Here is a 24,087-nt window from a genome sequence, read left to right on the forward strand (position 1 = left end):
CCCGATAAAATGCGGGGTCAGAACGTCTCGAAATACAGCTCGCGCAACAGCCAGGATATTTCGTTATTGGTGCGGTTCAGGACGTCTATTCTGTGAACCCCTATCGCTTCTGCGCGCAGATCGAGCAGCAAGTTGCGAATCTGCCGGAATAACGGGGTTTGCGGGTTGGGTTTGGCCAACTGCTGGCCGCACAGTTTGATACCGGCGTCGCAACCGGTGGCGATGTCCGTCAGGCAGCACGGGCAGGTGGTATTTTGGCGCGCCATATTGCGGCATTGTTGCCCGATTACCTGATTGAAATGGCGTAATTGCAGGCAGACTTCCCGCGAGTTCAACGGGTTGGAATGGGTTGTCATCGGTTTCAGCTCCCTTGTCTGCGCCTATATTGGCACTTACCGATGAAGATAACCACGGACAAGCCGAGGGGGTATCGCCTTGTTGTGTCTGGAAGCGACGAAATCGATGAGGCCCGCGATGGCGGGCCGGTAGAGTCAGGCGCGTTTAAACAGATTCGCCGCCTGGAACAGCGCAAAGGAGCTGACCAGCATTTCGATGCCGACGATCGCCGTCACCAGCGTGACCGACGCCGCCGGGCCTGAACCGATCAGCATCCAGGCGATGATCAAATCGAGCACGCCGATAACGAACTGCAGCCAGTTGCCCGGCAATCCGCGGCGCATATAGCCGGCCGCCAGGCGCGCGATGCCGCCGAGCGCGAACAGCACGGCAAGGTACACCGCCAGCGCCAGAATGCCCGCCAGTGGGCTGGTGATGAACACATAGCCGATAATCAGGTAAGCCACGCCCAGCAGAATGCCGCCGATCATCGGCCAGGTATTCTGCGCCCGGTTGGCGATCATGGCGATAATCAGCCCGGCGCCGCTCAACAGCAGCAGGACGCCGACCACGATGCTCAGCGCCGCGCCGGAGGCGAAAGGGTTGACCAGGCACAGTATGCCGCCCGCCAGCAGCAGGAAGGCGATGATCAGCAGGGTGGTGCGTTGCTTTTTGAGCAGTTCTTCGCTCAGGAGGGGCAGATTATTGCGATCAAGGTTTAGCATGTTACAGCTCCATTCTCTTTGTTGCGATCCTCGGGGGCACTCTATTTTTCCGAGCGCTCTATTATAGTAGTCACTTTTTAATCGCTGCGGTAAATCCGGCGTGGCGTTTATGCTTGGAAGCGGCGTGTTATTCGGCCAGTTCATCAACGATGAAATCAATCAGCGCCCTTACCGAAGGGGGGAGTCCTTGTCTGGAAGGGTAAAACGCGACAATCTTGTGTTGTTCCAATGTCCAGTCGTCGAGCAGCGTTTTCAGGCTGCCGTCGAGCAGTTCCTGGCGGGCTAATTTCAGCGGCAGACAGCCAACGCCGACGCCTTTTACGATCGATTCCTTGATCAGGCGAATGTCATCGCACACCATGCGCGACTCGTTGTTTATTTTGACTTCGCGATCGGCTTGTTGAAACGTCCAGGCGGCCTGAAGATGGGTCGATAACCACCCGACCGTTGGCAAACTGGAGAGATCTTCGGGCGTATTTATACTTTGGTACTGAATAGCTGCAGAGGGGGCGACCATAAATGCGGTGGGCACAGCGCAAATTCGACGCATCACCAAATTGCTGTTTTTGGGCTCATCGGCGATGAGTTTTAATGAGAGGTCATACCCTTCAGAAATAATATCCACGTTGCGATTAAATATTTTCACATGCAAATTGACCTTGGGATATTGCAGCATGAATCTCGCCAGCACTTCCGTTAGGCCAAGATCCAGGAGAATGTTTGAGCAGGTCAGTTTTATTTTTCCAGTGGGTTTTTCGCTTTTGTTAATAATAAGGCATTCCGCTTTCTCTGCGGTGCTAATCATCTGCAGGCAGTACTGAAAATATTCTTTTCCTATATCGGTGACCATGAGGTTTCGCGTTGAGCGCTGAATAAGCCTGACATTAAGCCTTTTTTCCAAATTGGATATTCGTCTTGATAGCGTCGATTTGGGTATACCAAACTTCTTACTGGCGGAAAGAAATCCACCGCATTCAACTACTCTGGCAAACATAACCATCTCATTGAAATCTATCATATAAAATTAACCTTCCCAGTGGTGAAACACTCATTCCCAATAATCGTGCTATTTACCCGGCTGGTTCATTGCTAGCCTGATGTCGGAGCGTTTGAAAGCATGCTACATGCTTGGAATGCATGGGGCGATCGGAATTTGATGATTTTGATGATAAAGGAGAAGGGAATGACTTTTAAATATAACCGATTAGATAAGACACAGGCCGCCGTTTTATTAGTCGATCATCAGACGGGGCTACTGTCCCTGGTTAGAGATCAGGATCCGGATAAATTCAAAAATAATGTTTTGGCGCTGGCCGATCTGGCTAAATACTTCAATTTACCGACGATACTGACCACGAGTTTTGAAAACGGACCGAACGGCCCTTTGGTACCAGAGCTAAAGCAAACTTTCCCTGACGCCCCCTATATTGCTCGTCCCGGCAATATCAATGCCTGGGATAATGAAGATTTCGTCAAGGCGGTAAAGGCCACGGGCAAGAAACAACTGATCATCGCCGGCGTGGTGACCGAGGTTTGCGTGGCGTTTCCTGCGCTCTCTGCGCTGGAAGAGGGGTATGAGGTTTTCGTCATCACCGACGCATCCGGCACGTTCAATGCGATTACGCGCGATGCGGCTTGGGATCGCATGTCCCAGGCCGGCGCGCAGCTGATGAGTTGGTTTGGCGCGGCGTGCGAATTGCACCGCGATTGGCGAAATGATATCGAAGGGTTGGGGAACCTGTTCTCTCAACATATTCCTGACTATCGCAATCTGATGACCAGCTTCAGTTTGCTGACCTCAGGTAAACAGTAATCCCGACATCGCTGCATGGTTTGGCGCCTTATGGCGCCATTTTCCTCCCGCCGATCGCGCCGCAGCGGCCTCCGTGCCCGCTGTTTTCCGATAGTTGCCTCTTTCCCGCTTTTTGACTGACCCGGCGCAAATGTTACACTGTGCGGCTGAGGCGTATCAGAACCGAAAAGACGATTGGGGACAGGATTTGAGCACAGGAAGCAAGCTGGCGAGGTGGCGCCGCATCGCGGTGTGTCTGACATTGGGGCTATTGTTGGCCGGGTGTTCGGGTAAAAATACCTACAACCGCGACTACGACAAACTGCCGAAGGGCAGCTACACCGGCAAGTCCTACACCGTCAAACGGGGCGATACGCTGTACTACATCGCCTGGATCACCGACAGCGAAGTCAGCGATCTGGCCAGAATCAACAAGATACGCCCGCCTTATAGCCTGGAAGTGGGGCAAAAGCTGCGGCTGAGCGGCAGCGCGCCGACCAAAACCGCCGCCACGCGCCGTAAAACGTCTTCCTCCGCGATCGCCAAGCAAACGCCGCCGCCGGGCGCCGCCCGCTGTTGGCGCTGGCCGGCCAGCGGCCGGATCGCGCAGGCGTATTCCAATGCCGATGGCGGCAACAAGGGCATCGATATCGCCGGTAAACGCGGCCAGCCGATCTATGCTTCCGCCAAGGGCAAAGTGGTGTACGTCGGCAACCAACTGCGCGGCTACGGCAACCTGATCATGATTAAGCACGGCGAAGACTTTATTACCGCCTACGCGCACAACGACACTACGTTGGTGCGCAACGGCCAGGATGTGAAAGCGGGGCAGAAGATTGGCACTATGGGCAGCACCGGCACCGATTCGGTGTTCCTGCATTTCCAGATCCGCTATCGCGCCACCGCGCTCGATCCGCAGCGCTATCTGCCGCCGCAGGGATCGTCGCCGTCCTGTTAACGTCAATCCGGCTCCTTGCGGAGCCGGATGTCAGCTATTTCAGCGGCAGATAAAGATCGGTCACCAGTTCATATTCCGCCACCTCGTGCACGAAGTTGTGGTAGTGGAAATAGAGCGGAAAATCGCGCAGCTCCTCGCCGCTGGCCGGCAACCACTCGCTGTAAAGATAGCGGGCGCTTTCCGAAAGCCCATCCAGCGATCCGAGATGGCGCAGCACCGCACAGCGCCCGGCCGGCAGCGTGCCGTTCACCACGCCGAAGGCGTTGTCCTCCGGGATCGGCGCAGTGACCTCGCCGCAAATGAAGAAGCGGAAGTCCTGCGCTTCGGTGGTGGCCGGATCGTGCGGTGCGATACCGTAAGTGCGGCTGCTTCTGACCGGCGACAGGCCACTGGTTTTGCGCCACTCGATAAAGCGTGCGGCGGTTTCGTTGACCAGCGCGGACGGGCCGCGATGTTCGATCATCGCCACCGGCGTGGCCGGGAAGTCGACAATGTCTACTTTCATGGGTTGTTTCCTTTTGTGTTTCGGCTCGGGAAAGCGCTGCTGCCAATCGATCCAGGCCGGCCGTTTGCGAAACTGGCTTGGCGTTTGGCTGAACGCCTGTTTGAAGGCGCGGCTGAAGGACTCCGGGTTTTGAAAACCGGCGTCCAGCGCGATGTCAATCACCGGCTCCAGCGGGTTATACGCCAGGCGGTACGAGGCGCGTTTGAGCCTCATCCACTGGATATAACGCCACACCGAGATGCCACAATACGCGCTAAACTGGCGTTGAAAGTGAAAGCGCGAAAAGTGGGCCACTTCGCTCAGTTTTTCGACGGTGAGCGCCTCGTCCAGGTGGCGGTCGATATAGTCAAAGACCAGCGCAAAGCGCTTTGCATACGTCTGGGTCATGTGATTGTCTCCTCCATGCCTGAACTTTGCCCGAGCCGCCGCCGCTTCTCCTGACGGATGATGCTGAGTTGTCGCCGCAGGAAAATGGGAGGGTGCGGCGTTCGCCGTCGGCCAGGCCAAACTCATAACCCCGCGCGGCTGTGCGCCGCGATCCCGATCGAGAAGATGAATATTACATGATGGATCGTTCCCGTTTGCTGAAATTCCTGCTGCCCTATCTGTGGCCGAAAGACAACCCGCGGCTGCGGGGGTATCTGGTGGTGGCCTTCGTGTTCATGGTGGCGGCCAAGGTCAGCACCACGCTGGTGCCGCTGGCTTATAAAGCGATGGTCGATGCGCTGAGCGGCGAGACGGCGAAAATGCTGGCGGTGCCGCTTGGGCTGATCGTCGCCTACGGCGTGGCGCGGGTGGGCGGCGCGCTGTTTGAGGAACTGCGCAACGTAATGTTTATCCACGTCAGCCAGAACGCCACGCGCCTGTTGGGCGTGCGGGTGTTCCGCCAGCTGCATGCGCTGAGCCTGCGTTTCCATCTGGAGCGCCAGACCGGCGGGTTGTCGCTGTCCATCGAACGCGGCACTCAGGCGGTGTCCACGGTGCTGTCGCGGCTGCTGTTCTCCATCGTGCCGATCCTGTTCGAGCTCTCGCTGGTCACGGCGATCATGTGGCATATGCTGAACGGCTGGTTCGCGCTGGCGATCCTGACGACGGTCGGCTGCTACATCCTGTTCACCGTGTTGGCGGTCAGCTGGCGCACTCGCTTTCGCCGTGAGCTCAACAAGGCCAACGCCGACGCCAACAGCAAATCCATCGACAGCCTGCTGAACTATGAAACCGTGAAGTACTTCGGCAATGAAGAGTTCGAGGCCGAGCGTTTCGACCTCTCGCGCCGGCTGTACGAATACGCCGCCATCAAGAACCAATTCAGTTTTACGGCGATCAACCTGGGGCAAACCGCCATTATTTCGATCGGACTGATCGTGATGATGACCATGGCGGCGCAGGGCATTACGCAGGGGACGATGACGGTCGGCGACTTCGTGCTGGTCAATGCCTATCTGCTGCAGCTGTATCAGCCGCTGAACTTCTTCGGCTTTATTTATTCCGAGGTGCGCCAGGCGCTGATCGACATGGAGAACATGTTCGATCTGCTGCAGGAACCGCGTGAGATCGTCGATAGCCCGGATGCGCAGCCGCTGCGCCTCGATCGCGGAGAAGTGAAGTTCGACGCGGTCAGCTTCGGTTACGACACGCGTCGGCCGATCCTCAAGCAGGTGAGCTTTACCATTCCGGCGGGCCACACGGTGGCGGTGGTCGGCGCCTCCGGCGCGGGCAAGTCCACGCTGTCGCGCCTGCTGTTTCGCTTTTACGACGTGCAGGGGGGCGCCATTACCCTCGACGGCCAGGACATTCGCCAACTGACCCAGGCCAGCCTGCGGCAGGCGATCGGCATCGTGCCGCAGGATACGGTGCTGTTCAACGATACGTTGCGTTATAACATCGGTTACGGCAAAACCGGCTCCAGCGATGAAGAAATCGAGCGGGCGGCGCGGCTGGCGCATATCCATGATTTTATCGTCGGTCTGCCCGACGGTTACGACACCCGGGTGGGTGAGCGCGGGCTGAAGCTGTCGGGCGGGGAAAAGCAGCGGGTGGCGATTGCGCGCACCATTCTGAAAAATCCGGCCATCCTGGTGTTTGACGAGGCGACCAGCGCGTTGGATACCCAGACCGAGCGCGAAATCCAGGGGCACCTGCGCGAGGTGAGCCGCAACCACACCACGCTGGTGATCGCTCATCGGCTCTCCACCGTGGTGGACGCCGATGAAATTATCGTGCTGGAGGCGGGGGAGATCGTCGAGCGCGGGGGGCACGAGGCGTTGCTGGCCGCGAACGGCCGCTACGCCGCCATGTGGCAAACCCAGTACAGTGAAGAGCAGGAACCGCACTGATGGAGCCGCCGTTCACGTTCACCCCTGCTGCTGGGCGGCGTTGAGCCGCTGCGCCACGTAGTCGCAGGCGATGCGGCAGTCCTGTTTTAGGTCTGTCTCGTCGCCGGCCAGGCTGCCGCGCAGCCAAAGCCCATCGATCATCGCCGCCAGCCCGCGCGCCGCGTCGCGCGCCTGCTGCAGCGGCAGCTCGCGGCGGAACTGGCTGCAAATATTGGAATAGAGCCGCCGATCGTTGGCGCGCTGCAGGCGGCGCAGCACCGGCTGATGCATGCTGGCGGCCCAGAAGTCGAGCCAGGCGCGCATGGACACGGCGTTGGTTTGGCTGGGGTGGAAGTTGCCCTGGATAATGGCGAACAGCTGTGACTGGCTGTCGCTCGCCGCTTGCGCGCGGCACTCGGCCACCGCGTCGCGCAGATCGCGCAGGATCTTGCGCATGGTGGCGCTCAGCAACCCCTCTTTATCGCCAAAATAGTGGCTGACGATGCCGGTCGACAGCCCGGCTTCTTTCGCCACCTGAGACAGGGTGACGCCGGCCAGCCCGACGACGTTTATGGTCTCGAAGGCGGCGTTAATCAACTGCTCCTTGCGCTGCTCAGGAATGTCTCTGCGGTACATATTTTCCCCAACTGATAGGCAAATCACACTTTGAATTTGATTGATTGAACGGTCAATCAATACTCTATATGCTGCGAAAATGTCAAATAAATGACGATAGAATGTTAATTAAAAGTTGCATTTAAATCGTCTGTCTTTCGCATCATGGAAGCCTGCCAATGACAACAAAAACTCCTCCATCGCTTGACGAAGAACCTGTCAGATTGAATGTTCCGGTATTTTTCGGCTCGGCGGCGGTGATCCTGCTGCTGGGATCGCTGGTCGTGCTGTTTCCCGCCGCCAGCAAACAGTGGTTGAACGCCGCGCAAAGCTGGGTCGCCGACGTGTTCGGCTGGTACTACATGCTGTTGATGGTCGCCTGCATGGTGTTCGTCTTCTGGCTGGCGCTGTCGCGCTTCGGCCATATTCGCCTCAGCCAGGATGACGAACCGCCGCAGTTCAGCTATCCCTCGTGGGTGGCGATGCTGTTCTCGTCGGGCATCGGCATTGCGCTGGTGTACTACGGCGCCTACGAACCGCTGGATCACTTCTTGTCGCCACCGGAAGGCAGCGGCGGCACCGTGCAGGCGGCGCGGCAGGCGATGGCGCTGACCTTTTTGCACTGGGGGCTGCACGGTTGGGCGCTGTATGCGCTGATCGCCACCGCGCTGGCCTATTTCGCCTATTGCCGCGGCCTGCCGTTGGCGCTGTGCTCTGCGTTATACCCGATCTTCGGCGAGCGTATCCACGGCGGCGCCGGCCATCTGGTGGACAGTTTCGGCATTCTGGTGACGGTGATTTCGATGGTGACCAACCTGGGGATCGGCGCGCTGCTGGTGAACTCGGGGCTGTTTTATCTGTTCGACATTCCGCAAAGCACCGGCGTGCTGCTGGCGCTGATCGTGGTGATGATGGTGGTGGCCACGCTGGCGGCGGTCACCGGCGTCGAGAAGGGCATTGCCATGCTGTCGAACATCAACGTCGGCTTCCTGTGCCTGTTGCTGCTGTTCGTGTTTCTGGCCGGCCCGACGCTGAATCTGCTCAACGGCATGTTGCAGAACCTTGGCGATTATCTCACTTCGCTGGTCAGCCGCAGCTTCGATATGTATCTGTACGGCAAGGCGCGCCAGTGGCAGGGCGCCTGGACGTTGTTCTATTGGGCCTGGTGGGTGGCGTGGGCGCCGTTTGTCGGGCTGTTCATCGCGCGCATTTCCAAAGGGCGCACCATTCGTGAACTGATCTTCGGCGTGTTGCTGATCCCGTTGGGCTTCACGCTGGCGTGGCTGTCGATCTTCGGCAATACCGCCATCAGCCTGGTGTTGGAAGGCGGGCAGGCGATCCTCGGGCAGGTGGCGCAAAGCGATCCGCCGATGGCGGTGTTCAAGCTGTTCGAATACCTGCCCTATACCCAGCTGACCGCCGGTTTTGTGGTGGCGATCAGTTTCGTGCTGTTCCTGACGCCGGTCGATTCCGGCACGCTGATGATAGCGAACCTCTCCTGCCAGGGCGGTTCCGCCCACGATGACGCGCCGGCCTGGCTGCGGGTATTTTGGGCGGCGGTCACCACGTTGATCTGCGCCGGGTTGCTGTACGCCGGCAGTTTCAGCGCGATGCAGACTGCGGTGGTACTGTGCGGCCTGCCGTTCTCGGCGGTGATCGTGTTGTACATGGTCAGCCTGCGCAAGGATCTGCGCGGTTACGCCATGACGCCGGCGCTCCCCTGAGGCGGTTTATTCGTCCGCGCGCGGCCGGTGATGCACGTATTCGATAATCGTGCCGTCCGGCAGGCGGGCATTGAAACAGGCGCCGGTGGGCACTTCCACCGGGCCAAAGAAGATATCGGCTCCGGCGGCCAGCAGCCGCTGATGGTAGGGATAAATGTCATCGACCAGCAATGTGCCGACGGTGCTGCGGAAAGGGCGCAGGCTTTCTTCCGAGCCTTCCAGGATCAGAAACGGCCCCACCGCCGCCAGCACCAGCCGATGCGCGGGAAAGTCGAAACGCATATCCGCTTCCACGCCGTGCAGCTGCTCGTAAAACGCGATGGCGCGGTCGATCTCGCCTTCGTCGACGTAGACCCGGATCAGCACGCGCGGCACGCGCAGCGATGAAGAGTCGGCGGTTTTGCGCCAAAAGCCCGCTTCTGTCAGTTTTGCCGTCATTGCTCATTCCCCATGGTGGCTCGTTTCCCCGTCATCATGCCGCAGTTTGGCCGCAGGGATTAGACTGAGTTGTTATGAACCAGCAGCGGCGGAAATAAAAAAGCCCCGGTAACGGGGCAAAGACCAGCTCAGGTCGGAATAGCGGGCTAAAGCGGGCGTCAGGCGCGATGGAATTCCGGCAACACCAGTTGACCTATCTCCTGCATCGTCTCTTCCAGCGGCCGCTGGTTACGGCGGAAATGCAGGCCGATGTGGTTGACCCCGGCGTCACGCATGGCGCTCAGTTCCTGAATCAATCCATTACGGCCGCTCTTGATGCCGAAGCGATGGCGCTGAATCGGCGCGTCGGCGTTATCGGTGAGGTCGAGATGAATAAAGCTGACGTAGGGCTTGTCACCGGCTACGTTACGCCAGAGTTTGACTCGCGAAACGTGGTCCGCAGGCGTGCCGGGATACGACAGCCAGCCATCCATATTTTTGCCCACCCACTCGGGCGTTTGCTGCGCCAACCCGGCGACCAGCAGCGGCGGCGGCGGCGTGGCCGGCAGCAGGCGCAATCCAGGCTGGAGCGCGCTGTCGGCTTCCCCTTTGAGAATGCCGACGCTGGTGCGGAAGTTTTCACCGCGCGCGGCGTAATCGGCGCCGAACAGCGGGTACTCTACGGGGCGATCGCCGCTGGCGACGCCGAGCAGCAGACGATCGCCGCTCAGCGTTTGCAGCGTGGAAGCCGCTTTGCGCACCAGCCACGGCTGGCGCAGCGGCAGCACCACGGCCGCGGTGCCCAGCAGAATATTGCGCGTCAGGCTGGACAGGTAGCCGAGGTAGGTAAAGGTCTCAAACACCTGCGCGGCGTCGCCGAAGTCCGGATCGTACAGCGGCACGTCGCGAACCCAGGCGGCGCGAAAGCCGAGCTCATCGGCCAGCTTGATGCGCGCAGCATGTTCGCTCATGTCCGGCACGCCGAACGGTCGCCCGTCCTGCTGGCGTTTCAGCTGCCCGCTGGTGGACCAATCGTTGTCCAGCGGCAACTCGATGCCGATGGAAAGCGGCTCCCGGGTTAGTCTTTCGATGCTCATGTGTCACTCCGTCTCAGGCCTTGCGGCGCGGTGTCGAACGATGGCCCGAAGTGTTGCATGGCGCTAAATTGAGATAAACAGCCCTAATCGCAATAGATAATTGCTGTTGCGAGCATAATTGCTTTGCAGGATACGGCATGATTGCCGTGATTTACGTCACGCTCTGCGCTTTTGCTATTGTCCAGATGAAATTATGTAACCCTGCCAATAGCCTTTCCCTCATAAGAGTTAGTTTGTTGTGCGGAAATAAAATAAAACTAAATGATTCAATAGATAAAAGTAAAACTGAATATTCCCCAGGGTTCATTCAATACGGATAAAAAATTAATAAGCCTGAAGAGTGATCGTTGAGATTATTCGGGAATGGCGTGGAAATAGGCATTTTTAACCGAAGAAAAATACCCGTTATTATTTTATTGTCTGTAAAAACAGAGGGGTAAAATATCTTTTTGTGATAATGCGATTTTGAAATAGTACCGAATAAAAACTTCATTCGTCTCTAAGAAAGCGCCGGTTGACAGACCGCCGGCTTACGATAATTTTATGTCATTAACATGTTAATGAGTTGTTGTCGTGACGGGGGGCCAATATCTCTCTTGGCCGTGCGCTTAACACACTTATGCCATGGCGGCTTGCCATTCATAAGTTAACTTATGGACACATGACGCTATGAATACATCGCCAGAGCCTCGCAGCGCATTAAGTGAAGAGAACCGGTTGCTGATTATTTTATTTTTCGTTTTCGGCTGTGTGTTCGTCGATCGTCTGACCATCTCGTTTCTGTTTCCGATGATTGCCGCCGACCTCAAGCTCAGCAACGTGCATCTCGGCACCCTGTCGGCGGTGCTGGCGTTAACCTGGGCGCTGTCTGGCGCCGGGCTGGGGGCGATAGCCGATCGTTTTAATATCCGTAAACCGATGCTGATCTTGTCGATCCTGGTGTTTTCGCTGTTCTCCGCGCTGTCGGGGTTGGTCAGCGGCTTTGCCATGCTATTGATCTTCCGAGCGTTGATGGGGATCGCCGAAGGGCCGGTATTGCCGATCGCACAGTCGTTGATGGTGGAAAAATCGCAGCCGCAGCGCCGCGGTTTCAACATGGGATTGATCCAGGGCGCGGCGCCGGGGCTGCTGGGCGGCATTATCGCGCCGCCGCTGATCATCTATCTGGCGCAGAAGTGGGGCTGGAGCATGGCGTTTCACCTGACCGCCGTGCCGGGCATCATTCTGGCGTGGCTGATCTATCGCTATGTGAACGGCAAGAAGGATCCCGCTTTCAGCGCCCCGCCGGCGGTCGACAAGGCGGCGAACAAAGGTGCTTACGGCGAGCTGTTCAAAATCAAGAACGTGGCGCTGTGCATTCTGATCTCCTGCGTGTTCGTCACCTGGTTCATGATCATCATTACCTTCACCCCCAACTTTTTGGTGACCGACCGCGGCTTCGGCGAAGGCACGATGGGCGGCATCATGAGCGCCATCGGCGCCGCCTGGGTCTTCTGGGGCGTGGCGGTGCCGGCGATTTCCGATCGCTTCGGCCGCAAGCCGACGCTGATCTTCTTTTCGCTGCTGGCGGTGTGCTGCCCGCTGTTCCTGAGCTACGTCGATAACCCGTGGCTGCTGGGCGTGCTGGTGTTCCTGTCTTATACCGGCCTTGGCTGTTTCACGCTGTTTATGGCCACCATCCCGTCTGAAACGGTGTCGCCGGCCCGCATCGCTACCGCGTTGGGGCTGGTGATGGGGATTGGCGAGGTGATTGGCGGCTGCCTGGCGCCGTTTATCGCCGGGCTGATCGCCGATCGCTACGGGCTGGTCAGCGTGATGTGGCTGGCGGCCGCCGGCGCCGTGTGCGCCGGCGTACTGAGTTGTTTTCTCGATGAAACCGCCCCTGCCGTGGTGAACCGCCGAGCGGTGAAACCGGCGGGCGTCGCCGACGTCTGAGGCGGTTTTCATCCCATTCAATCAAGGAGAGCGAAGATGTCAGCAGAACCATCCGTACTGAATCAAAATGCCGAACCGGACTGGAAGAATTACGACGATTTCGCGCGCGGCATCGACACCAACCGGCTGCCGGGCACTCAGGACTGGCGCGGCAAAACGTTGCAGATCGCCTTTGAAGGCGGCGGGGAAATCACGCTGCGTTTCAGCGCCGATCGGCAGCGGGTGCTGTGGGCCTGGGGCGGGGAGAGCGGCGAGGACGCTTACGAAGAGGTGCAAACCTCCGCCGCGCGCTATTTCTTCAATATTCCGCTGCAGACGCCGGGCAACGAATGCCTGACGCTGGTGCTCAACCGCGACAGCGGCCGGGCGCTGCTGGTGCGCAGCACGTTGCTGCCCGAGCAAACGGTGGAAAAGGGATCCCGCCTCAAGCAAAGCTTCCACGTTGGGCAGATTGCCGGCGTCACGCCGGGCGGCGTCGCGCCGCATCTGACCCGCGAGCTTATCGGTTATCGCACGCTGAATGTCTACAGCCCCAACCACTATTACGAACACTTCTACGTCAACACCGAGCGCTACGCCTGGCAAAACCTGCGCGGCGAACAATTCGGCCACGGCGACATGGACTACGCCACTTACTACAAGTTTGAGGACGAGATGTTCCTGTTCACCTTCCGGGAAAAGATTATCCCGGTGTGCTCGGTGTTCTTCTTCGACTTTGTCTCCGGGCGCTGTACCGGCACCTTCCTCGGGTTGGACGCCGCCGGCCGGGTGTTGGTGTCACCGGCCGGGGCGTTCATCAGCAAGATGAGCTACAACGCCTACCCGGAAGGGGTACAGCCGCTTTGATTCAGGCGTTTCTGACCAGCGATCCGGCGTTGATCTCCGCAATGGTTTTCGCGCCGGTAAGCGTCATGGCGACGCGCATCTCTTTGTCGATCAGATCCAGCAAGTTAGCCACCCCGGCTTCGCCGGCCGCCGCCAGCGCATAGACGAAGGCGCGCCCCAGCAGCACGCTGTCGGCGCCCAGCGCGATCATGCGCACCACGTCCAGGCCGCTGCGGATGCCGGAGTCGGCCAGCAGGGTGATGTCGCCTTTCACCGCGTCGGCGATCGCCGGCATGGCGCGCGCGGTCGACAGCACGCCGTCCAGTTGGCGGCCGCCGTGGTTGGAGACGATGATGCCGTCGGCGCCGAAGCGCACCGCGTCTTTGGCGTCTTCCGGATCCAGAATGCCTTTGATGATCATCGGGCCGTCCCAGAACTCGCGGATCCACTCCAGATCTTTCCAGGAAATCGACGGATCGAAGTTGGCGCCCAGCCAGCCGATGTAATCTTCCAGGCTGGTCGGTTTACCGCGGTAGGCCGAGACGTTGCCCAGGTCGTGCGGCTTGCCGAACAGGCCGACATCCCAGGCCCACTGCGGATGGGTAAACGCCTGCAGCACGCGGCGCAGGGCGGCGTTGGGGCCGCTCATCCCTGAGTGGGCGTCGCGGTAACGGGCGCCGGGCACCGGCATGTCGACGGTAAACACCAGCGTTTTCACGCCGGCGGCTTTGGCGCGCTCCAGCGCGTTGCGCATAAAGCCGCGATCTTTCAGCACGTAGAGCTGGAACCACATCGGCCGATCGATCGCCGGCGCCACCTCTTCGATCGGGCAGACCGACACGGTGGACAGCGTGAACGGGATGCCTTTTTTGGCCGCGGCGCGCGCGGCCTGCACTTCGCCGCGGCGGGCGTACATGCCGGTCAGCCCCACCGGCCCCAGCGCCACCGGCATCGCCAGCTGCTCGCCGAACAACGTAGTCTCCAGGCTGAGTTCGGACATATTGCGCAGCACGCGCTGGCGCAAGGCAATATCGGCCAGATCTGCGGTATTGCGCTTCAGCGTATGCTCCGCGTAGGCCCCGCCGTCGATATAGTGAAACAGAAACGGCGGCAGTTTGGCCTGGGCGGCGGCCCGGTAGTCGGTTGACGCGGAGATGATCATAGTGTTTACCTTCTTGTCTTGCTTGCGATAACGAGTGTTCGGTCAGAGCGTGAGGATCGTTGCCATACCGGCCGCAATCCCGCCGTACGCCAGCATCGGCAGTACGGTCTTTCTGATGATTTTGCCTTCGGCGTTGCCGATCCCGAGGATCGAACAGACCGCGATAATGTTGTTCAGGCACACCATGTTGCCCATGGCGCCGCCGACGGACTGCAAGGCCAGCGTCAGGTTGACATCAAGACCGCTGCTCTGGGCGATCGACTGCTGAATGCCGCCGAACGTCAGGTTCGAAACGGTATTGGAGCCGGAGAAGAACGAGCCCAGCGCGCCGAGGAACGACGAGAACAGCAGCCAGCTGTCGCCGGTCAGCGCCGCCAGCGCTTTACCGATCAGGATCACCGGCGCGTTGTCGCCGCCCTGCATCATCAGGTTAACCATCACCAGCGCGCCGAACAGGGCGATAAAGGGCCGCGCGATGCGCCCGCCGGTTTCGCTGAACATTTGCCGCACCTGGCCGCCATTCAGACGGAACAGCGGAATACACAGCAGCACCACCAACAGGAACGGGATCAGCGCCGGGACATACAGCGTTTTGTAGCCGGCGGCGGCGGCGGTGCCCAGCACCTGCTGCAGTTCGACGATCAGCGCCCGGCTGATGCGCAGCTCCCCGAGCCAGCCGAGGTTTTCCTGCCACAGCAGCGCGGTGTTGTTGAGCAGCGCCTTGAGGCCCAACTGGTGGACGCGCGTCACTATCAGAATAGCAATCAGCAGCAGGGTCGGGGTCATGGCCTTGACCACCTGCATGAACGGCACCGCCTGCGCGGCACTCTGCGGTTTGTCGCCGCGGGCGAGGCCGATGCCACCGCGCGCCAGCAGCACCGACAGTGCCAGGCCGATCGCGCCGCCGACCAGCGCCGGGAACTCATAGTTCACCTGGGCCAACAGCAGATAGGGCAGGGTGCAGCTCAGCACGCTGAGCAGGATAAACGGCAGGTTGCGGCGGATATCCTGCCAGGAAACGATAAAGCGCAGCGCCAGCAGAGGAATGACGAAGCCGGCGACAACGTGGATCAGCGCGGTTTGCCGGCCGATATCCAGCAGGCTGGCGTCCGACAGGCCGAGGTTGGCAAAGCCGAACCAGGTGGGGGTGCCTACGGCGCCGAAGGAGACCGGCACCGAGTTCATCACCAGCGTCAGCAGGGCGACGCGCAGCGGGTTGAAGCCCAGCCCGACCAGAATCGGCGCGGCGATGGCGGCCGGTGTGCCGAAGCCGCTGGCGCCCTCGATCATAAAGGCGAACGCCCAGCCGATAATCATCAGTTGGGCCACGGGATTGGGGCTGATGGTTTCCAGCCAGCGGCGCACCACGTTTTCCGCGCCGCTTACCTGCATCAGTTTGTTGAGCAGGATGGCGCCGGCAATGATGGTGATCGGCGTCAGCGTCGACACCAGCGCGGTGATGATATTGGCATGCAGCAGCCGCAGCGAGGCATCGAACCACAGGAGCTGTACGGCATACACCACGGCGGCCGTCAGCGGCAGGGCGAGGTAAGAGGGCACGCCATTCCTTTTAGTCATCATCCAAATCAGCAGGATGATGGGCGCAATACTGAAAAGCAGGGGCATAAGATCCTCAGGGTTATTATTTTTATGGGCAGAGAGATGTAGCTGAAAGGTTAATTGCCGCAACATTTTCATTCTAATCACAACGTTGGCGATGATGCCATGCGGTAATTTTTTAACATCGGCGAACGGCGTCGGCGCAGGGAAAAACGCCGGTAGAAGGGGTTAAATTAATTGATTTAAAATCAGCATGATAGGGAGTGTTGATGTGCGATAAGTGCGCGAGCTCACATTAATTAGGCGGTAATGTTCAATAGATTATGTCCAAAAATGCCGTAATCCCCGCGGTCTTTTGCGGTAGCGGGGAAATAATCCGAGAGGAAAACTCAAAAATAATGGCTGATATTTTGGTAGGAACCGATGATATGTTCGATCAGCAGACGGGTTTTTAACGGCAGATTGCGGGTGTAAGGATAAACGGCGTAAATGCCCAGCACTTTGCCGCAGTGGCCGGCCAGGATCTCCGTCAGTTTACCGTCCTGCAAATCTTCATACACCATGCAGCGCGGCACCATGGCGATGCCGTGGCCGCCGATCACCGCTTTGCGGATCGCCCGCGCATTGTTGGCCGACAGGTTGCCGTTAACCTGCAGCTCGTAGATGTCGTTGCGCCCCGGCCGCTTCATCAGCCAGTTGGCGGTGCCGCTCTCTTGGTAGGTGTAGGTCAGGCAGTTGTGGCTCAGCAGATCGTCGGCGCTGCGCGGTTCCGGGTGGCTTTCCAGGTAGCCCGGCGAGCAGACGATCACCCAGCGGGAATCGAAGATCGGCCGGGCAATCAGGCTGGAGTCCGGCATGGTCCCGGTACGGATCGCCAGATCGATGCCTTCTTCCACCAGATCGACGAAGCGGTTTTCCAGCCGCATTTCGACCTTCAGGCTGGGATGCAGGGCGCAAAATTCCGCCACGCTTTCGCTCAGCAGCAGCTCGCCCGAAATGGTCGGCACCGACATGCGGATGGTGCCGGTCAACTCTTCGCTCTTTTCGCTGACGGCGTACAGCGCCTCCTGCACTTTGGCGCCGATCTCTTTGGCCTGCTGGTAGAGCGCCTGGCCGCTTTCGGTCAGCGTCAGGCTGCGGGTGGTGCGGTACAACAGGCGGGCGCCCAGCGATTTTTCCAACCGCCCGATGCGTTTGCTGACCACCGAGCTGGTGATGCCGGCGCTCTCCGCGGCTTTGCTGAACGAGCCGCAGTCGACAATCAGGGCAAACAGAATCAGGTCGTTGGCGTATTCGTGAGTCGCGAGCATAATCGGCTGTTCCCTTCAGCGGCAAGTGGCGCCAGTGTAAGTCTCTCGTTTCAATAAGCAATCATCAAAATGCCCTTGGCGTCGAAATCAGAGGCTGCGCGAGCAATGAGAATTCGTCTTGATCTCATTCTCGCGCCGCTTACAATGCCTGCCAGATCGCGACTTCAGAGGTTTTTTCATGGAACTGCTACGGGTGGTTTATCACCAGTATCGTTGGCCATTTCTGGCGGTTATGGCATTGACCATGACCAGCGCCGGCTTGGGCATCGGTATCATTGCGTTTATCAATCAATACCTGATGGACGCCGGCGGCGATGCATTGGCTGTGCTGCCGATGTTTCTCGCCCTGCTGGCATTGCTGATGGCGGTCACGCTGGGATCGCAATTGGCGCTGACGACATTGGGCCATTACTTCGTCTACCGCCTGCGCGGGCAGTTAGTGAAACGCATCCTGGATACCGATATTGAACGCCTTGAACAGTTAGGCAGCGCCTCATTGTTGGCCAGCCTCTCCAGCGATGTCCGCAATATCACCGTCGCCTTCGTGCGCTTGCCCGAACTGGTGCAAGGGGTGATTTTAACCCTGGGGTCGGCGGCCTATCTGGGGTGGCTATCGCCGAAAATGCTGGCGGTGACGGCGGTGTGGGTCGCCGTCACCGTGGTGGGCAGCGGCTGCCTGGTCTCGCGGGTTTATCGCCATATGGCCAGTTTGCGCGAGTCGGAAGAGCGCCTCTATCATCATTACGAATCGGTGATTGACGGTCGCAAGGAACTGACGTTAAACCGCAAGCGAGCGCAGGCGCTGTACGAACAGACCTATCAACCCGATGCGCAAGCTTACCGCCACCATATCATTCGCGCCGATACCTTCCATTTGAGTGCGCTCAACTGGTCAAATATCATGATGTTGGGGGCGATCGGACTGGTGTTCTTTATGGCTAACAGCCTGGGATGGGCGGACTCGGCGGTGGCCGCCACGTATTCCCTGACGCTGCTGTTCTTGCGCACGCCATTACTGCAGGCGGTCGGGGCGTTTCCGACGCTGGTCAGCGCCGAAGTCGCCTTCAACAAGCTGAAGACGCTGCGCCTGGCCGAGTACCAACCGGCGTTTCCTGCCGCCGCAGGCCGTTCCTGGCAGACGCTGGAGCTGCGCGACGTGGTTTTTCACTATGCCGATACGGCGCAACAGCCCGGTTTTGCCGTCGGGCCGCTTAATCTGACGCTGCGGCGTGGCGAGCTGGTCTTTTTGATCGGCGGCAACGGCAGCGGCAAGTCAACGCTGGCGATGCTGTTGACCGGGTTGTACCGGCCGGTGAGCGGGCACATCGTTCTGGATGGCGTCGCACAGACCGCGGCGGATATGCCGGGCTATCGTCGGCTGTTTTCGGCGATTTTCACCGATTTTCATCAGTTCGATCGTTTGCAAGGGCCGGAAGGCGGCGAGCCCGATGCGGAACTGGTCGCCGGCTGGCTCGAGCGGTTGAATATGAAAAGCAAACTGCAGTTCGACGGCGCCAGGGTGACCAACCCGCAACTGTCGCAGGGGCAGCGCAAGCGTCTGGCTTTGCTGCTGGCCGTGGCGGAACAGCGCGATATCTTGCTGTTGGATGAATGGGCCGCGGATCAGGATCCGCAATTCCGGCGCATTTTCTATCGCGAGCTGTTGCCAGAACTGCGCGCGCTGGGCAAAACGGTGTTTGCCATCAGCCATGACGATCACTATTTCGAACACGCCGATCGGCTGCTTGAGATGCGCTCGGGTCATTTACGTGAGCTGACCGGCAGCGAGCGTGAACACGCCAGCCGGGATTCCGTCAGCAGAATCGGTTAACTCACACCGGCCCGAGCGAGACTAAAGCGGGCCGGTGCTTCTCTCCGCATGATCCCAGTACGTCGCTTCATTTTATCCCCCACCTTCAGCGCTGTCTGTTGCCGATTTGGCTTATGGCCAGTCAAGTAATTGATAGTTGAATTATTTACCAGTGGTTTAATTTTGACCTTTAAAGATATGGCACACTGCACGTTCGTTCGCCTATCAATTCAAGTTATCGCCTGCCGATAACAGTGATATCCACGGTGCCGTTCTTACTGAGGCGGTGATGCAGGTCTATGGCTAGCAGCTGTTTTTTAAATTTCCATAGGAAAAAACGACTTTATCGATCGTTAAAACAGATCGATAATTGTGGTTTGAATGGTTTAATCTATTGGTTGAGGGCGCTGTGGTGAGCAAGGATGGATCTGATATCAAACGTAGAGCATGGCTGTGTGTGTTTATCGGTAGCGGGCTGTTCTGGCTGTTAACCGCCGCCGTGATTTATTGGTTACTGAGTTAGCAGGTTAAGCAGGAAGGCGATTCGTGAACAAAAAGCAGGCTAAAAACCGTGAGGGCGCTGAGCGTCGCGCACAGTCCAAAATTCCGCCGTCATGGGTGCTGAGCGATGAGCAGCGCGCCTTTATTGAAGATTTATGGCAGGACACCGACTCTGAGCCGGCGCGGCCCCCATTGCGCCGCAGCGTTAGCTGATCACGCGGCTGCGGCCGGCCAGCGCGCCGAACAGCATTTGCAAGACGGTCAGGCCCAGCAGGGCGATCAACGGCAAGCGCCAGCCTTCCGTCAGATCGTGCAGCAGGCCGAATAGGGTGGGCCCCAGCGCCGCCAACAGATAACCGACGGATTGCGCCATACCCGACAGCAGCGTCGCCTGATGATGATGCTGACTGCGCAATCCAAAGAACGACAGCGCCAGCACCAGCGAACTCCCCGCCCCCAACCCGGCAAACGTCAGCCACACCAGTGAACTGGCGGGTTGCACCAATAATCCCCCGACGCCGATGAAGATCAGCAGCGAGCTGCCCAACGCTATCGCCCGCTGATCGCGCGCCCGCGGCAAAATCACCACCATGACAAAGTTGGCGACGATCGCCACCACCTGGTAAACGAACAGTTCGAAACCCGCCTGCTGAGCGGAGGTGCCGTGGCTGGCGGCAAAAGCGCTGAACCAGCCGATGATGGTGTAGAAGGCGATCGATTGCAGCCCCATGAACATCGCCACTTGCCAGCCCAGCGCGCTGCCCCAGGGAGAGCGATAGCGTTGCGGCTCCGTCGGCTGCGGCTCTCTAGTGGCGGGAGTGGCGGAGCGCCGCAGTTGCGGCAACCACACCAGCAGCGCCAACAGCGCAGGCAAGCCCCAGCATAATAAGGAGAACCGCCAGCCAAGGTCGGCCAGCGAAGCCAGCGGCACGGCCAGACCGGAAGCGATGGCGGCAACCAGCGACATCACCGCCGCATAGGCGGCGATCATCGCGGCGGCGCGATGTGGGAAATCTCTTTTCACCAGCGTCGGTAGCACTACGTTGGCGAAGGCGATGGCGGCGCCGATCAGGATGCTGCCCGGCCATAGCATGGCGTCTTGCGGCAGGGAGCGCAGGGCGATGCCGCAGATCAGCAGCGCGAGGGCGAGGCCCAGGGTGCGCTCAATACCGATGCGTTTCGCCAGCGCCGGGGTCAACGGCGAGAGGATGGCGAACAGGATCAGCGGCAGCGAATTGATCAGGCCGGCGGCGGTGGCGGATAACGCCAGCTGTTGCTGGATCTGCTCCAGCAGCGGGCCGACGCTGGTCAGGGCGGCGCGCAAATTGGCCGCGATCAGCATAATGCCGACGATAAGCAGAATAGGGCGGTGTAACTGGCGACGCGGGGTCGCGGTGGACGCTGGGGGTGAAGCGGGTTGCGGCATGGGTTCCTCGCACCAAGGCATGCAGTCAATCAGTGCTGCATGGCGTGATGCGTTGATTGACGTTAACGCTTACGTACCGAAAATCGACGGTATCCGATCGCCAGTGTAGGGAAGATGGCTCGTGCTGACAAGGGTACGGCCCGGCGGGATGGCGGCGGTTAATCCCCGCCGGCCGCCGGATAATTGCCATTATGTGATCTTGGTCACTGAGTGAACTAAAAGTCATGGCGCGGAGCGCACCATGCGCCGCTTTCGCTTTCCGTGCAGCCCACGCCTCAGCGCTCCGGGGGTATCGCCCGTCATGGCATTTCACTTTTTCCCCCTTCCGCTTTTGGGCTTTTCGATCCGTTTCGATTCGAAAGGTTTTTTGGCGGTTTTTTTGCTAAAACGGGGCTGTAATCCCGATCACAATTTCATTGCTTTCGCTTTGCTGTAATGCGAGCGCAGTAGAGCGAAAGCCATCTTCTCCCCGGCGATGCCGGAAACCTGAGGACCGCAGCTCATGCCAGTGAATACCGCAAAGCGACGTGAACACATTATCGATCTGTTATGCGAGCACGGCAGCGTGCGCGTGGAACAGCTCAGCAAACAGTTTGCGGTATCCACGGTGACGATCCGCAACGATCTGCGCTTTCTGGAACGAAAAGGGTGTGCGCTGCGCGCTTACGGCGGCGCGATGCTCAATCAGCAATTCGCTTTCGATCGGCCGCTGCGGGACAAAGGGCGGTTGAATCGCGACGTCAAAACGCTGATCGCCAACGCGGCGGCCGGCTATGTGCGCGACGGCGATGCGCTGATCCTCGATTCCGGTTCAACCACCGCGCAGATCGTGCCGTTCCTGAAGGGGCGGCGCGATCTGGTGGTGATGACCAATGCGCTGAACATTGCCTACGAGCTTTCGGGAAACGACGGGGTGGAAGTCATGGTGCTGGGGGGCAGCGTGCGCCGCAACTCTTACTCGCTCTACGGTCCGGCTGCCGAGCAGCAATTGCGTCAGTACCGCTTCGACAAGCTGTTTTTGGGCGTCGACGGGTTCGATCTGAGCGCCGGCATCACCACGCCTCACCCCGGTGAAGCGCACCTCAATCGCGTGATGTGCGAGGTGGCGCGCGAGATTATCGCGGTGGCGGATGCCAGCAAATTTGGTCGCAAGAGCTTTTGCATGATTCGCGAAGCCGGACAAATCCATCGGCTGATCACCGACAGCCGTCTTCCGGACGATTACGAGCGGGCGTTAACCGAGCTGGGCGTGGAGGTCATCATCGCCGATCGGTAGCAGGGCGCCTGCATGGGGGCTTCATGCAGCAGTTGTTACAGCTTGTCGAGCAGCACAAGGCCGGTATGCCGGTCGGGATCTTTTCCGTCTGTTCCGCCCATCCCTGGGTTCTGAAGGCCGCGCTGCGGCAGGCCAAAGCCCGCGGTACGCCGGTGTTGGTGGAGGCGACGTCCAACCAGGTCAATCAATTCGGCGGCTATACCGGCCAAACGGCGGCCCAGTTCCGCGATGGGTTGTGGCGTCTGGCGGATGAAGTAGGCCTGGCGCGCGAGCGCGTGTGGCTGGGTGGCGATCATCTGGGGCCAAACGCCTGGCAAGATCGCCCGGCTCAGGAAGCGATGGCGCTGGCGGAAATCTTGATAGACGATTACGTTCGCGCCGGATTTCGCAAAATTCACCTCGATTGTTCCATGTCGTGCGCCGATGATCCCTCGCCCCTGGGGGATGCCACGGTTGCCGAGCGGGCGGCGCGTTTGTGCGCGGTGGCGGAACGCGCCTGGGCGCAGAGCGGCGGCGAAGCGCCGGTCTATGTGATCGGCACCGAGGTGCCGGTGCCGGGCGGCGCGCAGGAGGCGCTGGCGGGTCTGCAGGTCACCACGCCGCAGGCGGTGGCGCAAACGCTGGAAACGCATCGTATCGCCTGGCAAAAAGCCGAGCTGAACGATGCCTGGCAGCGAACTATCGCGCTGGTGGTGCAGCCGGGCGTCGAGTTCGATCACCACAGCGTTGAGCATTACCAACCGCAGCGCGCCGACGCATTGAGCCATTTCATCGAACGGCAGCCGGGCATGATCTATGAAGCGCACTCTACGGATTACCAACCGCCGCAGGCCTACCGCCAACTGGTGCGCGATCACTTCGCCATCCTGAAGGTGGGGCCGGCGCTGACCTTCGCGCTGCGCGAAGCGCTGTTCGCCCTCGATCGCATCGAACGCGAATGGCTGGGGGAACGCCAGTCGGCGCAGCTGTGCGCCACGCTGGAGCAGGTGATGCGCGAGCAGCCGCAGCAGTGGAGCCGCTATTACCACGGCACGCCGCACCAACAGTATCTCGATCGCCACTACAGCCTGAGCGATCGGGTGCGTTACTACTGGCCGCAGCCGCAGGTGCAGCAGGCGGTCGACGGTTTGCTGGACAACCTGCGCCGCAGCCCGGCGCCGCTGGCGCTGCTCAGCCAGTACCTGCCGGATCAGGCGCGGGCGCTGAACGCCGGCGAATTGAGCGCCGATCCGCAGGAGTGGGTGCTGCATAAAGTGACGCAGGTGCTCGACGATTACCACGCCGCCTGTTACCCGGAGGGCCGCTGACATGCCGAACATTTTAATGACTCGCATCGACAATCGTCTGGTGCACGGCCAGGTGGGCGTGACCTGGACCAATACCCTCGGCGCCAACCTGGTGGTGGTGGCCAACGACGAGGCCGCCGCCGATCCGGTGCAGCAGAACCTGATGGACATGGTGGTGGCGGAAGGGGTGCAGACCCGTTATTTCACGCTGCAGAAAACCATCGACGTGATCCACAAGGCGGCGGATCGGCAGAAGATCTTCCTGGTGTGCAAAACGCCGCAGGATGTATTGACGCTGGTGCGCGGCGGGGTGCCGATCCGTTTCGTCAACGTCGGCAACATGCACTTCGCCGAGGGGAAGCGGCAGGTGCACAAAACGGTGTCGCTGGACGACGGCGACGTGGCCGCGTTCCGCGCGCTGGCGGAACTGGGCGTGGAGTGCGAAGTGCGCCGGGTGCCGGATGAAGCGGGCGAGGCGATCGGCAAACTGCTCTTTTGAGCCAGGGGGGAAG

General features: G+C 59.6%; 22 protein-coding genes. 11 read left to right on the forward strand and 11 right to left on the reverse strand.

What is annotated here, in order from left to right; genetic code table 11:
- Positions 1–17: 17 nt before the first annotated feature.
- The 3 genes from ACJ8KE_RS21135 to ACJ8KE_RS21145 all read right to left on the reverse strand — a co-directional run bounded on the left by ACJ8KE_RS21135 (position 18) and on the right by ACJ8KE_RS21145 (position 2,079).
- A complete protein-coding gene (locus tag ACJ8KE_RS21135; protein ID WP_015378954.1) occupies positions 18–356 on the reverse strand; it encodes a hypothetical protein in 339 nt (112 codons plus the stop codon).
- A 135-nt stretch (positions 357–491) separates the two neighbouring features.
- On the reverse strand, positions 492–1,061 hold the full coding sequence (locus ACJ8KE_RS21140; RefSeq protein WP_004931723.1) for an HdeD family acid-resistance protein: 570 nt from the start codon (positions 1,059–1,061) through the stop codon (positions 492–494).
- Positions 1,062–1,188: 127 nt separating this feature from the next.
- Positions 1,189–2,079 (reverse strand): LysR substrate-binding domain-containing protein, encoded by an 891-nt coding sequence (locus ACJ8KE_RS21145; RefSeq protein WP_016929954.1) that lies wholly within the window; start codon positions 2,077–2,079, stop codon positions 1,189–1,191.
- Between the two features lie 165 nt (positions 2,080–2,244).
- On the opposite strand from ACJ8KE_RS21145, the gene ycaC reads away from it, so the two are divergent.
- Positions 2,245–2,874 carry an isochorismate family cysteine hydrolase YcaC gene (gene ycaC / locus ACJ8KE_RS21150; protein WP_016929953.1) on the forward strand — a complete coding sequence of 210 codons (630 nt, stop codon included), beginning with the start codon at positions 2,245–2,247 and terminating at the stop codon, positions 2,872–2,874.
- 187 nt (positions 2,875–3,061) lie between these two features.
- Entirely contained in the window at positions 3,062–3,811 is a 750-nt protein-coding gene (gene actS / locus ACJ8KE_RS21155; protein WP_028127683.1) for an amidase activator ActS, read from the forward strand.
- Between the two features lie 34 nt (positions 3,812–3,845).
- On the opposite strand, the gene ACJ8KE_RS21160 is transcribed toward actS, so the two are convergent.
- On the reverse strand, positions 3,846–4,703 hold the full coding sequence (locus ACJ8KE_RS21160) for an AraC family transcriptional regulator (RefSeq protein WP_016929951.1): 858 nt from the start codon (positions 4,701–4,703) through the stop codon (positions 3,846–3,848).
- 179 nt (positions 4,704–4,882) lie between these two features.
- On the opposite strand from ACJ8KE_RS21160, the gene ACJ8KE_RS21165 reads away from it, so the two are divergent.
- Complete coding sequence (locus ACJ8KE_RS21165) at positions 4,883–6,652, forward strand: ABCB family ABC transporter ATP-binding protein/permease (protein ID WP_028127682.1); 1,770 nt, start codon at positions 4,883–4,885, stop codon at positions 6,650–6,652.
- Positions 6,653–6,670: 18 nt separating this feature from the next.
- On the opposite strand, the gene betI is transcribed toward ACJ8KE_RS21165, so the two are convergent.
- Entirely contained in the window at positions 6,671–7,267 is a 597-nt protein-coding gene (gene betI, locus ACJ8KE_RS21170; RefSeq protein WP_033639489.1) for a transcriptional regulator BetI, read from the reverse strand.
- 158 nt (positions 7,268–7,425) lie between these two features.
- On the opposite strand from betI, the gene ACJ8KE_RS21175 reads away from it, so the two are divergent.
- Entirely contained in the window at positions 7,426–8,970 is a 1,545-nt protein-coding gene (locus tag ACJ8KE_RS21175) for a BCCT family transporter (protein WP_442517366.1), read from the forward strand.
- Positions 8,971–8,976: 6 nt separating this feature from the next.
- Here ACJ8KE_RS21175 and ACJ8KE_RS21180 read toward each other — a convergent pair whose 3' ends face one another.
- Both ACJ8KE_RS21180 and ACJ8KE_RS21185 read right to left on the reverse strand, forming a co-directional pair.
- A complete protein-coding gene (locus tag ACJ8KE_RS21180) occupies positions 8,977–9,408 on the reverse strand; it encodes a VOC family protein (RefSeq protein ID WP_016929947.1) in 432 nt (143 codons plus the stop codon).
- 158 nt (positions 9,409–9,566) lie between these two features.
- Positions 9,567–10,484 (reverse strand): TIGR03571 family LLM class oxidoreductase, encoded by a 918-nt coding sequence (locus ACJ8KE_RS21185; RefSeq protein ID WP_004931740.1) that lies wholly within the window; start codon positions 10,482–10,484, stop codon positions 9,567–9,569.
- 669 nt (positions 10,485–11,153) lie between these two features.
- Here ACJ8KE_RS21185 and ACJ8KE_RS21190 point away from each other — a divergent pair.
- Positions 11,154–12,419 (forward strand): MFS transporter, encoded by a 1,266-nt coding sequence (locus ACJ8KE_RS21190; RefSeq protein ID WP_170913155.1) that lies wholly within the window; start codon positions 11,154–11,156, stop codon positions 12,417–12,419.
- Between the two features lie 36 nt (positions 12,420–12,455).
- The gene (locus ACJ8KE_RS21195) at positions 12,456–13,265 is read left to right on the forward strand and encodes a MoaF C-terminal domain-containing protein (protein ID WP_016929945.1); all 810 of its coding nucleotides are present in this window, start codon (positions 12,456–12,458) and stop codon (positions 13,263–13,265) included.
- Position 13,266: 1 nt separating this feature from the next.
- Here ACJ8KE_RS21195 and lldD read toward each other — a convergent pair whose 3' ends face one another.
- The 3 genes from lldD to ACJ8KE_RS21210 all read right to left on the reverse strand — a co-directional run bounded on the left by lldD (position 13,267) and on the right by ACJ8KE_RS21210 (position 17,276).
- On the reverse strand, positions 13,267–14,406 hold the full coding sequence (lldD, locus tag ACJ8KE_RS21200) for an FMN-dependent L-lactate dehydrogenase LldD (RefSeq protein ID WP_033632193.1): 1,140 nt from the start codon (positions 14,404–14,406) through the stop codon (positions 13,267–13,269).
- Positions 14,407–14,448: 42 nt separating this feature from the next.
- Entirely contained in the window at positions 14,449–16,032 is a 1,584-nt protein-coding gene (locus ACJ8KE_RS21205) for an L-lactate permease (protein ID WP_049300384.1), read from the reverse strand.
- 323 nt (positions 16,033–16,355) lie between these two features.
- Complete coding sequence (locus ACJ8KE_RS21210; RefSeq protein ID WP_016929942.1) at positions 16,356–17,276, reverse strand: LysR family transcriptional regulator; 921 nt, start codon at positions 17,274–17,276, stop codon at positions 16,356–16,358.
- Positions 17,277–17,454: 178 nt separating this feature from the next.
- On the opposite strand from ACJ8KE_RS21210, the gene ACJ8KE_RS21215 reads away from it, so the two are divergent.
- Entirely contained in the window at positions 17,455–19,107 is a 1,653-nt protein-coding gene (locus tag ACJ8KE_RS21215; RefSeq protein ID WP_028127677.1) for a multidrug ABC transporter permease/ATP-binding protein, read from the forward strand.
- 388 nt (positions 19,108–19,495) lie between these two features.
- The gene (locus ACJ8KE_RS21220; RefSeq protein WP_049232362.1) at positions 19,496–19,609 is read left to right on the forward strand and encodes a YmiA family putative membrane protein; all 114 of its coding nucleotides are present in this window, start codon (positions 19,496–19,498) and stop codon (positions 19,607–19,609) included.
- A 183-nt stretch (positions 19,610–19,792) separates the two neighbouring features.
- Here the strand turns inward: ACJ8KE_RS21220 and ACJ8KE_RS21225 are convergent, their stop codons facing one another.
- Complete coding sequence (locus ACJ8KE_RS21225) at positions 19,793–21,013, reverse strand: CynX/NimT family MFS transporter (RefSeq protein WP_079450544.1); 1,221 nt, start codon at positions 21,011–21,013, stop codon at positions 19,793–19,795.
- A gap of 502 nt (positions 21,014–21,515) precedes the next feature.
- Here ACJ8KE_RS21225 and agaR point away from each other — a divergent pair.
- From agaR to agaV, 3 genes are read left to right on the forward strand one after another with little or no spacing between them, the layout of a single operon-like run.
- A complete protein-coding gene (gene agaR / locus ACJ8KE_RS21230) occupies positions 21,516–22,289 on the forward strand; it encodes a transcriptional repressor AgaR (RefSeq protein ID WP_004931804.1) in 774 nt (257 codons plus the stop codon).
- Between the two features lie 23 nt (positions 22,290–22,312).
- Positions 22,313–23,596, forward strand: a complete 1,284-nt coding sequence (locus ACJ8KE_RS21235; protein ID WP_016929938.1) for a D-tagatose-bisphosphate aldolase, class II, non-catalytic subunit — start codon at positions 22,313–22,315, stop codon at positions 23,594–23,596.
- A 1-nt stretch (position 23,597) separates the two neighbouring features.
- Positions 23,598–24,074 carry a PTS N-acetylgalactosamine transporter subunit IIB gene (agaV, locus tag ACJ8KE_RS21240; RefSeq protein WP_004931808.1) on the forward strand — a complete coding sequence of 159 codons (477 nt, stop codon included), beginning with the start codon at positions 23,598–23,600 and terminating at the stop codon, positions 24,072–24,074.
- Positions 24,075–24,087 lie beyond the last annotated feature (13 nt).

This window comes from Serratia sp. CY56464 (assembly GCF_052168435.1).
GTDB lineage: Bacteria > Pseudomonadota > Gammaproteobacteria > Enterobacterales > Enterobacteriaceae > Serratia > Serratia marcescens.

Coding starts and splice junctions, on each gene's coding strand:
- ACJ8KE_RS21135 (WP_015378954.1), bottom strand. CDS start 356: ATGACAACCCATTCCAACCCGTTGAACTCGCGGGAAGTCTGCCTGCAA.
- ACJ8KE_RS21140 (WP_004931723.1), bottom strand. CDS start 1,061: ATGCTAAACCTTGATCGCAATAATCTGCCCCTCCTGAGCGAAGAACTG.
- ACJ8KE_RS21145 (WP_016929954.1), bottom strand. CDS start 2,079: ATGATAGATTTCAATGAGATGGTTATGTTTGCCAGAGTAGTTGAATGC.
- ycaC (WP_016929953.1), top strand. CDS start 2,245: ATGACTTTTAAATATAACCGATTAGATAAGACACAGGCCGCCGTTTTA.
- ACJ8KE_RS21160 (WP_016929951.1), bottom strand. CDS start 4,703: ATGACCCAGACGTATGCAAAGCGCTTTGCGCTGGTCTTTGACTATATC.
- ACJ8KE_RS21165 (WP_028127682.1), top strand. CDS start 4,883: ATGGATCGTTCCCGTTTGCTGAAATTCCTGCTGCCCTATCTGTGGCCG.
- betI (WP_033639489.1), bottom strand. CDS start 7,267: ATGTACCGCAGAGACATTCCTGAGCAGCGCAAGGAGCAGTTGATTAAC.
- ACJ8KE_RS21175 (WP_442517366.1), top strand. CDS start 7,426: ATGACAACAAAAACTCCTCCATCGCTTGACGAAGAACCTGTCAGATTG.
- ACJ8KE_RS21180 (WP_016929947.1), bottom strand. CDS start 9,408: ATGACGGCAAAACTGACAGAAGCGGGCTTTTGGCGCAAAACCGCCGAC.
- ACJ8KE_RS21185 (WP_004931740.1), bottom strand. CDS start 10,484: ATGAGCATCGAAAGACTAACCCGGGAGCCGCTTTCCATCGGCATCGAG.
- ACJ8KE_RS21190 (WP_170913155.1), top strand. CDS start 11,154: ATGAATACATCGCCAGAGCCTCGCAGCGCATTAAGTGAAGAGAACCGG.
- ACJ8KE_RS21195 (WP_016929945.1), top strand. CDS start 12,456: ATGTCAGCAGAACCATCCGTACTGAATCAAAATGCCGAACCGGACTGG.
- lldD (WP_033632193.1), bottom strand. CDS start 14,406: ATGATCATCTCCGCGTCAACCGACTACCGGGCCGCCGCCCAGGCCAAA.
- ACJ8KE_RS21205 (WP_049300384.1), bottom strand. CDS start 16,032: ATGCCCCTGCTTTTCAGTATTGCGCCCATCATCCTGCTGATTTGGATG.
- ACJ8KE_RS21210 (WP_016929942.1), bottom strand. CDS start 17,276: ATGCTCGCGACTCACGAATACGCCAACGACCTGATTCTGTTTGCCCTG.
- ACJ8KE_RS21215 (WP_028127677.1), top strand. CDS start 17,455: ATGGAACTGCTACGGGTGGTTTATCACCAGTATCGTTGGCCATTTCTG.
- ACJ8KE_RS21225 (WP_079450544.1), bottom strand. CDS start 21,013: ATGCCGCAACCCGCTTCACCCCCAGCGTCCACCGCGACCCCGCGTCGC.
- agaR (WP_004931804.1), top strand. CDS start 21,516: ATGCCAGTGAATACCGCAAAGCGACGTGAACACATTATCGATCTGTTA.
- ACJ8KE_RS21235 (WP_016929938.1), top strand. CDS start 22,313: ATGCAGCAGTTGTTACAGCTTGTCGAGCAGCACAAGGCCGGTATGCCG.
- agaV (WP_004931808.1), top strand. CDS start 23,598: ATGCCGAACATTTTAATGACTCGCATCGACAATCGTCTGGTGCACGGC.